Annotated in this window: 10 protein-coding genes; 6 read left to right on the top strand and 4 right to left on the bottom strand. The window is 37.0% G+C overall.

All coding sequences use genetic code 11. The annotated features are described in order from the left end of the window. Positions 1–66 precede the first annotated feature (66 nt). Positions 67–660 carry a LysE family translocator gene (locus AC5YC8_RS05130; protein ID WP_496116484.1) on the top strand — a complete coding sequence of 198 codons (594 nt, stop codon included), beginning with the start codon at positions 67–69 and terminating at the stop codon, positions 658–660. 125 nt (positions 661–785) lie between these two features. Beyond that, positions 786–1355 (top strand): dCTP deaminase, encoded by a 570-nt coding sequence (gene dcd, locus AC5YC8_RS05125; RefSeq protein WP_152875746.1) that lies wholly within the window; start codon positions 786–788, stop codon positions 1353–1355. Between the two features lie 134 nt (positions 1356–1489). On the opposite strand, the gene AC5YC8_RS05120 is transcribed toward dcd, so the two are convergent. The 4 genes from AC5YC8_RS05120 to AC5YC8_RS05105 form a co-directional block, all read right to left on the bottom strand. Further along, a complete protein-coding gene (locus tag AC5YC8_RS05120) occupies positions 1490–3205 on the bottom strand; it encodes a proline--tRNA ligase (RefSeq protein WP_496163784.1) in 1716 nt (571 codons plus the stop codon). Between the two features lie 109 nt (positions 3206–3314). After that, complete coding sequence (locus AC5YC8_RS05115) at positions 3315–6419, bottom strand: efflux RND transporter permease subunit (protein ID WP_496163783.1); 3105 nt, start codon at positions 6417–6419, stop codon at positions 3315–3317. Between the two features lie 19 nt (positions 6420–6438). Next, positions 6439–7557 carry an efflux RND transporter periplasmic adaptor subunit gene (locus AC5YC8_RS05110; RefSeq protein ID WP_496163782.1) on the bottom strand — a complete coding sequence of 373 codons (1119 nt, stop codon included), beginning with the start codon at positions 7555–7557 and terminating at the stop codon, positions 6439–6441. 38 nt (positions 7558–7595) lie between these two features. Then, positions 7596–8240 carry a hypothetical protein gene (locus AC5YC8_RS05105; RefSeq protein WP_496163913.1) on the bottom strand — a complete coding sequence of 215 codons (645 nt, stop codon included), beginning with the start codon at positions 8238–8240 and terminating at the stop codon, positions 7596–7598. Between the two features lie 272 nt (positions 8241–8512). Between AC5YC8_RS05105 and pilG the strand changes: the two genes are divergently transcribed. The 4 genes from pilG to AC5YC8_RS05085 all read left to right on the top strand — a co-directional run bounded on the left by pilG (position 8513) and on the right by AC5YC8_RS05085 (position 11957). Next, positions 8513–8896: a twitching motility response regulator PilG gene (pilG, locus tag AC5YC8_RS05100; RefSeq protein ID WP_154772849.1), complete on the top strand. Its 384-nt coding sequence runs from the start codon at positions 8513–8515 to the stop codon at positions 8894–8896. Positions 8897–8923: 27 nt separating this feature from the next. Further along, entirely contained in the window at positions 8924–9292 is a 369-nt protein-coding gene (locus tag AC5YC8_RS05095) for a response regulator (protein WP_496116478.1), read from the top strand. Positions 9293–9295: 3 nt separating this feature from the next. Further along, positions 9296–9826 carry a chemotaxis protein CheW gene (locus AC5YC8_RS05090; protein WP_496116477.1) on the top strand — a complete coding sequence of 177 codons (531 nt, stop codon included), beginning with the start codon at positions 9296–9298 and terminating at the stop codon, positions 9824–9826. Between the two features lie 61 nt (positions 9827–9887). Further along, positions 9888–11957 (top strand): methyl-accepting chemotaxis protein, encoded by a 2070-nt coding sequence (locus AC5YC8_RS05085; protein WP_496163781.1) that lies wholly within the window; start codon positions 9888–9890, stop codon positions 11955–11957. Positions 11958–12024 lie beyond the last annotated feature (67 nt).

Genomic DNA, 12024 nt, shown 5'->3' with positions numbered 1-12024 from the left:
ATTAAATTTTTGCTAAGCTTTCTAATCTGATCTATTCTTCGAGGATTCTTTGGGTGAGGTCTTTGCATGATTTCATGGTTATTTATCGGTTTAGTGGTGACTATTCTTTTGACACCAGGACCAACAAATACGTTGCTTGCATCGTCAGGTATACAAGTTGGTGTTAGAAAATCTTTCCGATTAATTCCATCTGAAGCATTTGGCTATCTTATTTCAATTACAGCATGGGGTTTTTTAATTGGTAAAGTTTCCACGTATTTACCTTTGCTACCAGTAATTTTGAAATTATTTAGTGCAAGTTACATTGTGTATTTGGCAATCAAGCTTTGGCGTACTGCCAATATTGAAGTGAGTTACGCTCAGCCTGTTATTGCTGCAAAAGAATTATTTTTGGCAACGTTGTTAAACCCGAAAGCACTTTTATTTGCAACTGCAATTTTCCCTGCATTGGCATGGGTAAATATGAATTATTATGTCGCACATATGCTGGCATTCTTAATACTTATTGTACCTATTGCATTTTTTTGGACTTATATTGGTTCAGTCTTAGCATCGAATAAAATTCGCTGGTTAAACCAAACGAATCTTCAAAAAACAGCATCTTTGGTTTTACTGAGTTTTTCAATCCCTTTAAGTTATTCTGCAATTTTAAGTCTCTAATTGGGACATTTTTCTTATTTCGTGAATTGAGTTGAAGTTAAGGTGAATAGACTTATTTGCATTAAGTCAGATTTCAGTTAAAGTACATCGCAGTGAATTATTTAGCATTATTTGGATAGAACTCAATGGCAATTAAATCGGATCGCTGGATTCGCGAAATGAGCGAAAAACACGGCATGATTGAACCGTATGCAGAAAACCAAGTGCGCTTAGATGAAAATGGTCAAAAACTAATTTCTTATGGCGTTTCTAGTTATGGTTATGATGTACGTTGTGCACGTGAATTTAAAGTATTCACAAACGTACATTCTGCAATTGTAGATCCAAAAAACTTTGATGATAAATGTTTTGTCGATATTGAAGCAGATGTTTGTATTATTCCACCAAACTCATTTGCTTTAGCACGTACAGTAGAATATTTCCGTATTCCACGTAATGTATTGACTGTTTGTTTGGGTAAATCGACATACGCTCGTTGCGGTATTATTGTAAACGTAACACCACTTGAACCTGAGTGGGAAGGTCACGTTACTTTAGAATTCTCAAACACAACAAATCTTCCTGCTTATATTTATGCGGGTGAGGGTGTTGCTCAGATGTTGTTCTTCGAATCTGATGAAGTATGTGAAACATCTTATAAAGATCGTGGTGGTAAATACCAAGGTCAAACAGGCGTAACTTTACCTAAAGCTTAATGTTTTAAATAAAGTAAAAAAATCCCGCTAGTTAGCGGGATTTTTTGTATTTAGTCTAAGTTTTTAGTTTCTTTTCATTTCCTTCTAAAAAGAAATGAAAAGAAAAAACGAAGTTAAATATTTTTATTTAAGAATTAGTTTGCAACTTTAGCAAGTAACTCTTCTTTGCTTAAGTTTGTAGATTCTGCATCTCTACGACCTTTATATTCGAATGTACCTGCATCCAAACCTTTTTCGCCAATGACGATACGGTGTGGAATACCTGTTAATTCGATGTCTGAGAATTTAACACCCGGACGTTCGTTACGGTCATCAAGTAATACATCGTAGCCTGCCGCAGTAAGTTCAGCATAGAGTGCTTCAGCCGCTTCTACTGTACGTGGAGATTTGTGTGCATTCATTGGAACAATAGCAACGTCAAAAGGTGCAATGGCAGCAGGCCAAATAATGCCTTTGTCATCGTAGTTTTGTTCAATTGCAGAAGCAACAACACGTGTAACACCAATGCCGTAACAACCCATAGTCACAACTAAAGGTTTACCATCATCACCCAATACTTTACAGCCTAAAGCTTCTGAGTATTTTTGACCCAATTGGAAGATGTGACCGACTTCAATACCACGTTTAATTTGAATTGTGCCTTTGCCATCTGGAGATGGATCGCCTTCAACAACATTACGTAAGTCATAAACTTCTGTGAATTGAGCATCACGTTCCCAGTTTACGCCTGTTGCATGTTTGTCTGCTTCATTTGCACCTGCAACAAAGTCAGAAAGAACAGAAGCTGCACGGTCAATAATTACCGTTAAGCCTTTTTCTTTTAGACCTTGTGGACCACAGAAACCTGGTGTTAAGCCAAATTTTGCAATTTGTTCTTCAGTAGCAAAAGTAAGAGGAGATGCAATTAAAGGATGTTTTTCTGCTTTAATTTCATTGAGTTCGTGGTCACCGCGAATAAACAATACAACAACAGGAGTTTCTTTGCCTTCTTCTGCAACACCTTGTACAAGTAATGCTTTAACAGATTGAGCAGGATCTGAATTTAAGAATGCAGATACGTCTGCAATTGTTTTTTGATTTGGTGTATCAACAATTGTTAACTCTTGTGTTGGTGCAGCGCGTTCGCCAACTAAAATAGCTTCTGCCATTTCCACGTTAGCAGCGTAGTCAGATTCTGTAGAGAATGCGATATCGTCTTCGCCACTTGAAGCCAATACGTGGAATTCGTGAGAACCTGAACCACCAATAGAACCTGTGTCTGCTTGAACAGGGCGGAAGTTTAAGCCCAAACGTGTGAAGATTTTGCAGTATGCATCGTACATTACGTCATACGTTTCTTGTAATGATGCTTGGTCTACATGGAAAGAGTACGCATCTTTCATAATGAATTCGCGTGAACGCATTACGCCAAAACGTGGACGAATTTCGTCACGGAATTTTGTTTGAACTTGGTAGAAGTTTGCAGGAAGTTGCTTATAACTTTTTAATTCGTTACGTGCTAAATCTGTAATGACTTCTTCGTGTGTAGGTCCAAGTACAAAGTCGTTTGTATGGCGGTCTTTAAAACGTAATAATTCTGGACCGTATTGAACATAACGACCTGATTCTTCCCACAAAGAAGCAGGTTGAGTCACAGGCATAAGGACTTGAAGAGAACCTGCACGATCCATTTCTTCGCGAACAATCGCTTCAACTTTATTTAATACGCGAACGCCCATTGGTAACCAAGTATATAAACCTGAAGCCAATTTACGAATCATCCCCGCGCGTAACATAAGCTGATGCGAAATAACTTCAGCATCATTTGGGGTTTCTCTTAACGTTGCAAATAAAAAGCGACTCGCGCGCATGGAAACTGTCCTAATCAATTTTGCGTGAAAGCAAAGAGTATACAATAAAAAATGAGGTGAGAATTTGTGTATCTCACCCCAATATTTTGGAAAATATGGTCTAGGGAAATTATGACATGAATTTTTTAGTTTGACGCATCATAAAGTTTTTAAAATCGTCTAAATAGGTAAAAATCACAGGAACAACAACTAAGGTGAGCAGTGTAGAGGTAATTACACCACCAATTACTGCATGTGCCATAGGTGCGCTTTGTTCGCCACCTTCACCTAAACCAAGTGCTAGCGGTACCATACCCATCACCATTGCGCTTGTGGTCATTAATATTGGACGCAAACGTGTTTTTCCTGCCTCAATAATGGCGTCATAGCGACTTGTGCCTTTATCCATTGCTTTTTTAATAAAGTCGATGAGCAAGATGGCATTTTTAGTGACCAATCCCATAAGCATAATAATACCAATAATGGAAAATAAGTTCATGGTCGAATTAAACAAGAATAAGGCAAGGAATACGCCAATAAGTGATAAAGGCAAAGATGCCATAATTGCAGCAGGATGAATAAAGCTATTGAACTGTGAACCTAGCACAATATAAATAAACACAATAGATAGCGTAATTGCAGTTAGGGCATAACCTGCCGATTCTGCCATATCTTTATTTGAACCTTGCGTGTCGAAGCTATAACCAACAGGTAGTTTGAAATTTTGCTGAATTTTAGCAATGTCACTGCCAATATCTCCCGTAGGGCGACCCGAGGTATTTGCTTCAATTAAAATTTCACGAGATAAATCACGACGGTTAATTTGAGATGCACCTAAGGTTTCTTCAAATTTCGCAACAGATGCCAAAGGAACAAGAATTGGATTGTTATTTGCATCGGTTTTTTGCGAGCTTAAATACATGTTTTGTACGTCACTTGGTAGGCGACGTTGATCTTCCGTTAGACGTAAATTTACATCGTAAGTTTCACCATTTTCATCTTGCCAAGTGGTGACATCATCACCCGCAATTAAGGGGCGAACCACATTGGCAATTTGATTAACTGAAAGTCCTAAATCACTGGCTAATACACGATTAATTTGTACATTTAAAGTTGGTTTGGGTTCTTTAAATGAGCTTTCTAAATCGACAATACCATCGACTTTTGAAATTTCAGCCATAAAACGGTCTGAAATTTTTTGAAGTTCATTTAAGTCAGGACCTTTAATAGAAATCATTACAGGTTTTTTACCACCTGAAACCACTTCATCTGCCGAAGCAATAGATGTAACGGTAATACCTGCAACCGATTTTAAGCGGTCACGAAACTCATTGTTTAAGTCAGATAAAGTTTGAGTTCGTTCAGAACGAGGCGTGACAGAAACACGAATACTGACATGGTTTCTACCGCGATCTGTTGCGCTGTTAATAGATCCGTAAGTGACTTTTACTTCAGGATGTTGACGAATAATAGCATCGACTTGTTGTAATTTAGCTTGTGAATATTCTAAAGATGCGTTTACAGGTGTTTCAAATTTAATGCGAATTTCACCTTTGTCTGGAATAGGAACGAACTCTGTACCTACAAATTTAGATAATCCTAAAGCGCCAAATAGTGAAGCCACAGCAATAAGTAAAGTGAGCAAGCGGAATTTAAGTGCAAGTTTTAAAAGCTGTTCATAATAGATGTTCAGTCGATCAATTTTGCCTGAAATCCAACTAAAAAAACGCTCTATACGGTTGGGTTTTTTATTTGGATTATGCTTTTCTGCCCAATGTGCGGAAAGCATAGGATCAAGCGTAAAACTTACAAACATTGAAATAAGAACAGCAATACTTACAGTTACACCAAATTGATAGAAAAAGCGTCCAATAATACCACCCATAAAGGCAACAGGTAAGAAAACTGCAACAATGGTTAGCGTGGTCGCCAATACGGCTAAACCAATTTCTTTCGTGCCATCTAATGCAGCCGTCACATGATCTTTCCCCATGTCTGCATGACGTACAATATTTTCCCGTACCACAATGGCATCATCAATAAGTAAACCAATACTTAAAGATAGAGCAAGGAGCGTCATCATGTTAATGGTGAAACCAAATGCCCAAATAAAGGCAAGCGTGCCCAATAAAGAAATAGGTAGGGTTAAACCCGTAATGACGGTAGATCTGAAAGAACCAAGAAAAAGCAGAACAATTAAAATGGCTAAAATAGCACCTTCAATAATCGTTCGTGCAACATCTTTAATACTTCCTCGAATACCTTTGGAACTGTCTACTACAACTTTTGCTGTTGTGCCTTTAGGAAGCTGTTCTCTAATCGTATCTAAAGTTTTATACATGTTATCGACAACATCAATAACATTGGAATCTGAGCTTCTTAAAATGTCTACAGCCACAGCAGATTGACCATTTAAATAAGCACTAGACTCCATTTCTGCTTGGCTGTCTTCAATAGTTGCGACTTGTTTTAAATAAATAGGCACACCATTTTTATTGGCAATAATTAAATCACCAAATGCAAATGGATGAATAACTTTAGACTTAATTTCAACAACAAGTTCAGAGTTTTTCTGTTTTAGTGCACCACCAGGAATATCAACATTTTCTGCTTTTAGGGTATTCATGACTTGGTCTATACCAATACCAAAGCTTTGTAGTTGTTGAGGATTGACCTGTATGCGGATTTGACGTTGTGCATCGCCCAATAAGTTAACTGTACCTACGCCTGCAACAGTTTTTAGTTGAGGAATAATACGTTGATTTAAATAAGAACTTAAATCGCGAAGCGACATATTATTCGACTCAAACACAATAGACATAACTGGGCTAGTGGTTGGGTCGTATCGTTCTACTATAGGATCTTGAATTTCATCACGAAATTCTGCTGTTACAGGTGCAATTTTATCTCGGACATCTTGTGCGGCAACAGACGAGGAAATATCTAAATTAAACTCTGCAATAATCATAGATAAGCCTTCGCTAGATTGCGATATGACTTGTTTTAGACCTGAAATTGTATTGATCTGGTCTTCCATTTTTTTTGTAATTTCAGATTCTACTGTTTCAGGTGATGCTCCTGGATAATTGGTATAAACCACAACAAAAGGGAAGTCGACATCGGGAAATTCTTCAACCCCCATGCGTTGCCAAGAAGATAGACCTAATACCATCAAACAAAACATCATCATGATCGTAAAAACGGGATATTTCACACTGATTCGTGTTAACCACATAAATTAAGTATCCTAATTTTTAGTTTTTATTGATGATCACTTCTTTGTGAATGTCTTGATCTGTAAATTTAATTCGGCTAATGACATCGTTGGCTTCTAAGCCAGAAATAATTGCAGAATTATCGCTGTAGCGTTGTTCTAAAACCTGAATATTTGCTTTGGTAATTTTATTTTGACGGATCACCCATACATAGGGTTGAGTCGTAATATTTACAATACTATCAAGAGGAATAATTTGTCCTGAAATGTGTTGAGAGGATAAAATATTTCCATCCACAAATGCACCAATACTTAAAGAGTTTATCTCTGTAGTCGGTTTGGCAAAAAACTCGATTTGGCGGCTATTTAAATTGGCAATAGGGGATATTCGAGAAATTATGGCAGAGAATTTTTTTGCATTACCTTGAATATTAAATTCAACCTCTTGTCCAATTTTTAATGCTGATTGAGCATCACTTGGAACGTTAGCTTGCAATTCTAATTTGTTGATATCAACAATTTCAAAAAGAGTTTGTCCCGTTGCAACAGTTTGACCGGGTTCAATTTGACGTTTTGTAATGACGCCGTCAATGGGGCTGGTGATTACACCATCTTGATTGGCTTTTTGTGCAATATTGACATTGGCTTGTTGAGCACGTGCATTTTCTAATTGGCTTTTATAATCAAGTTCACTTTGTTCATATTCGACTTTGGAAATAAACCCCTGATCTAATAAACGCTTTTTGCGTTGCATCATGCTTTGGGCTTGATTGGCTTGTGCCTGTGCAGAATTGAAGTTTGCCTGAGCTTGAGCAAGTCGGGCTGCATTGTCTTGATTGTTTAAGCGAGCCAGTATTTGTCCTTTTGACACACTTTGACCAACTTCCGCATTTACAGATGTTGCCATAGCTGTTACTTGGGCTTGAATGCTACTTTGATTTACAGCACGAATAGTACCTGTGAACGCGGTTTTTTCTATGGCACTGCCATTTTTAAATTGAATTAAATCTGCTTGAATCAATTCAATTTTATTGTTTTCTTCGGCTTTTGTGGTTGGTGTATTTTTACTGCAAGCACTTAAAGCAAGACATAGACATAGTGTGGTCATGCGAATAGGTGTACATAAATTTTTTTTTAGACATATTGCTTTAAGTTGCATTCACTAACCCTTGTTCTATATGTACCTGAAAGTTCAATTTATTCAATTGCTTTAAGACGTGCAATAACTTTGTCGTACTCAGCCTGTGTGTTTAAGTAACTTACTTGTAATGATTGAATATTTTCTTTTAACGAGCTTAAGTTATTAAGATTGTAGGTAAGGTTATTTTTAAGTTGTTCAGGAACAGCTTTTCCTTTACGGGTATATTCCATTTCATCACGTTTAAATTGAACACGGTCATTTTGTAATTGTTTGAGTTGTGATTGTTGAAAGCTAATTTGTTTTTTAATGGATTGTAGAGCGATATTACGCTTTTGTGTGGCTACTTTGCTGTTGTTATATGCTTTCTTTAATTTTTGATCATTTTCTAATTGCTTTGCTTGGGCGGCTCGTTGAGGTGCTTGTTTTAAATCTGCCTCGACATTATACGCTCGATTTTTTCTGATCACTTGCATGTTTTTATCTAAAGCTTCATAACCTTGACGAATGTGTGCTGGAGTAACACTTGAACTTATGTTTGCAATCCCACGATTATCATAATAACGGTACCAAACAGCATTTGCTGAATTGTTTGCAAAAATTACAGTTGGATACAAGCTAAGAACGGTTAGTAGAATAATTTTTTTGATTTTATGATTGTGTAGATTAACTACCCAATTCAAGTTATGCTCATACCAGTTCATCTTTTTCCCCAATATAAAGTTGACTAAATTACTTATTTTAAAGTAATAATGAATTAATTTTAGTATAGTTTCACCCATATTAACTTTATATCACTCAAAAAAAAATCGGTGAATCTTATAAAGTGTGAAGCTGTTTGTGTATTACTAGTAAAAGTGTAAATTTGTAATAAATATGTTCATTGAAAGTACAAGTGAAGATATGTTAAAAATACCTACAATCTGTATTGAATTACAAATAAATCGCTTATCCAAAAATGAGAAGGGTCAGTTAAATGGACGATAAACACCAAAATCTTAAAGTTATGGTGATTGATGACTCAAAAACTATTCGACGTACTGCAGAAACTTTATTGCAACGCGAAGGTTATGAAGTTGTCACTGCAGTAGATGGTTTTGAAGCGTTGTCTAAAATTGCTGATGCGAATCCGGATATTGTATTTGTTGATATCATGATGCCACGCTTAGACGGGTATCAAACTTGTGCTCTCATCAAAAACTCTCAAAACTACCAAAATACTCCAGTCATTATGCTATCTAGTAAAGATGGCTTATTTGACCAAGCGAAAGGTCGTGTTGTAGGTTCTGATGAGTATTTAACTAAACCATTTAGCAAGGATGAATTGTTAAACGCGATTCGTAATCACGTTTCTGCATAATATAAATGGTTGTTATTGGGGAAAATTATGGCTCGTATTCTAATTGTAGATGACTCACCAACAGAAACATTTCGTTTTAAAGAAATATTAACTAAGCATGGATTTGAAGTTCTAGAGGCTACAAACGGTGCTGATGGTGTTACTGTTGCACAAGCTGAGTTACCAGATTTAGTTCTTATGGATGTGGTCATGCCGGGCGTGAATGGTTTCCAAGCTACACGTCAAATTGCTCGTGGTGATACAACAAAGCATATCCCAATTGTAATTGTGAGTACCAAGGATCAGGCGACTGACCGAGTTTGGGGCAAGCGCCAAGGTGCAAGTGACTATTTAACAAAACCAGTAGATGAAAACCAGTTAATTGAAGTGATTAAACAACAACTCAATGCAGGGTAAAATATGGCATCGAATGGATTTATCGAATTACTTCGGTTGTCTAAGCGTGGTAATAAAACCTACGCTTCAACTGAAAATGAAGTAAACCGATGGTCTGGCATTGCTTTTGAAATAATGGGGCAATATTTTGTTGCTCCATTAGGGGAAGTATCTGAAGTTATTTATCCACCCAAATATACACTTGTTCCAAACACTCAACCTTGGGTAGTTGGTCTTGCAAATATTCGTGGACGCTTACTGTCAATTTCTGACTTAGCGCATTATATTTCAGGTAATAAAAGTCAAAATACACGTACTCAAAAGGTTATGTGTATTAGCCATAACGATCATTATGTCGGTTTAGTTGTAGATCAGGTTTTAGGAATACAACACTTTAATAAGAAAAGTTTTTTCTCTAAACATCAAAATTTAGAAAAAAATTTACAAGAATACTGTCAGGGTTATTTCCAACAGCATAATCAGCAGTGGAATGTTTTCTTATTTAGTCAATTGTTGAAGAATCCTAAATATTTGAATGCAGCAATGAATTTTTAAAAAATGAATAATCGTAACCTTATTGTATAGGGCTAAAGTTTGTAATTTGGGGGAAAGCTGAATGGGCTTTAAGTTTAAAAAGAAAAAAACGGGCGAAGTCAATCCAAAAAAAGAATCGGCATTGGCAAAAAAACTTCAACCGCAAATTGATCAGTATGCACGTGTATTTGGTGATACAGATAAATCTAAACCGTTACTTTTAGCTGCGGCTATTGCTCTCGTTATTGCAACACTTAGTCTTTTATCCCTGTTCTATACAGTACCTCATTCAAATAACTTAACTCAAAGTTTGGGTGATTTACGTTTGTTATCTCAAACAGTATCTCGTCAGGCAACAGAAGCAACAGCATCTGGTACAAAAGAATCTATTGATAAATTAAAAACCTTACAGTCTGAGTTTAATCGTAATTTAGAAGTTGTAAAAAGTGGTCATTCATATTCTGCAGAACTTGAAGCTGTAGAAACTGATTGGGCTAAAATTTCAAGAAACATTGACTTAATTGTTTCACAACAAAAATTCATTAACACCTTATACGACACAAACATTGCTATTGGTGAAGCTATTCCGGGTATTCAGGCGGAATATAACTTGATGGTTGACCAAATGGCACGTCAAAACTTACCAAGTAGTCAGGTTATTATTGCGAAGAACCAGGTATTTCTTGCAGAACGTATTTTACGTTCTATTAGTTCGGTATTGGTTGGTGTCGAAAACTCTCGTGAAACTGCCGATGACTTTAGTGTGGATACAGAAACATTCGGTTCATATTTAAAAGCACAGTTAAATGGTAGTGCAGAGCTAGGTGTACAACGTATTTCAGAACCTGATTTACGTGCATCATTAGAAAGTATTGAAGCAGACTATAATAATGTATTGAAGTCTGCTGCAGCTGTTGTATTAAAAAACTCAAACCAAATTGTACAAGTTCGTAAAGCATCTTCTGAAATTTTTGCTAAATCAGATGAGCTATTGAAAAATTTAAATCAAATTTCAAGTGGTTCAGGCTTATATATTGTTGTTCCTGCAATTGTATTGATTTTGGCACTTGTTGCATTCTTAGTTGTTGTTTATAAATTATTGACACTTCGTGGTGATTCAGATAAACAACGCGTTACACGCCTACAAGACGAATATGATCGTAACCAAAACGCAATTTTACGTTTACTTGATGAGATTGCCGATTTGGCAGATGGTGATTTACGTTCATATGCAACAGTATCTGAAGATTTTACAGGTGCAATTGCCGATTCCATTAACTTCGCGATTGACCAATTACGTGACCTTGTATCGCGTATTAACGACACATCACAAGAAATTGCACAATATACTGCGAACACACAGGGCATTACGAACCAGTTAGCAGAAGCTTCTGAGCATCAGGCGCAAGAAATTGCAGGTGCATCTGCCGCAATTAACGAAATGGCACTGTCAATTGACCAAGTATCATCGAACGCAGAAGAGTCTGCTTTGGTTGCAGAACGTTCAGTACAAATTGCATCTAACGGTGCGGAAGTTGTAAACCGTTCTATCGATGGTATGGATATCATTCGTGAACAGATTCAAGAAACGTCTAAACGTATTAAGCGTTTGGGTGAGTCTTCACAAGAAATTGGTAACATTGTTGCCCTGATTAACGATATTGCCGACCAAACGAACATCTTGGCATTGAACGCAGCAATTCAAGCGTCTATGGCAGGTGAGGCTGGTCGTGGTTTCGCCGTGGTTGCCGACGAAGTACAGCGTCTAGCTGAACGTTCAGCATCTGCGACTAAACAGATTGAAACACTTGTTAAAACCATTCAAACAGATACAAACGAAGCCGTTATTTCAATGGAACAAACGACTTCGGAGGTTGTACGTGGTGCGAACTTATCTAAGGATGCGGGTGTTGCCTTGGATGAAATTCAAACCGTATCGAATAGTTTGGCAAAACTTATTGCAAGCATTTCCGATGCAGCAAAACTTCAGTCTGCGTCTGCAAGTCATATTGCAACAACGATGAACGTTGTACAGGAAATTACATCGCAAACAACAGGTGCTACATTTGATACAGCACGTTCGGTATCTGAGCTTGCAGGTATGGCAGAATCATTACGTGAATCTGTAACTGACTTTAAATTACCTGAATAAGGCTTAACAGCTTGGGGACGGTGTATCGATTTTTAGAAATGGATACACCCATTCAGAAATTTGTAAC

This window comes from Acinetobacter sp. FY731 (genome assembly GCF_059515905.1).
Note: the sequence above shows the minus strand (reverse complement) of the source record. Positions and strands in the feature narration are given on the sequence as shown.

Bases quoted from the DNA above. Each gene is read 5' to 3' on its own strand.
- AC5YC8_RS05130 (WP_496116484.1), top strand. From the start codon at position 67: ATGATTTCATGGTTATTTATCGGTTTAGTGGTGACTATTCTTTTGACA.
- dcd (WP_152875746.1), top strand. From the start codon at position 786: ATGGCAATTAAATCGGATCGCTGGATTCGCGAAATGAGCGAAAAACAC.
- AC5YC8_RS05120 (WP_496163784.1), bottom strand. From the start codon at position 3,205: ATGCGCGCGAGTCGCTTTTTATTTGCAACGTTAAGAGAAACCCCAAAT.
- AC5YC8_RS05115 (WP_496163783.1), bottom strand. From the start codon at position 6,419: ATGTGGTTAACACGAATCAGTGTGAAATATCCCGTTTTTACGATCATG.
- AC5YC8_RS05110 (WP_496163782.1), bottom strand. From the start codon at position 7,557: ATGCAACTTAAAGCAATATGTCTAAAAAAAAATTTATGTACACCTATT.
- AC5YC8_RS05105 (WP_496163913.1), bottom strand. From the start codon at position 8,240: ATGAACTGGTATGAGCATAACTTGAATTGGGTAGTTAATCTACACAAT.
- pilG (WP_154772849.1), top strand. From the start codon at position 8,513: ATGGACGATAAACACCAAAATCTTAAAGTTATGGTGATTGATGACTCA.
- AC5YC8_RS05095 (WP_496116478.1), top strand. From the start codon at position 8,924: ATGGCTCGTATTCTAATTGTAGATGACTCACCAACAGAAACATTTCGT.
- AC5YC8_RS05090 (WP_496116477.1), top strand. From the start codon at position 9,296: ATGGCATCGAATGGATTTATCGAATTACTTCGGTTGTCTAAGCGTGGT.
- AC5YC8_RS05085 (WP_496163781.1), top strand. From the start codon at position 9,888: ATGGGCTTTAAGTTTAAAAAGAAAAAAACGGGCGAAGTCAATCCAAAA.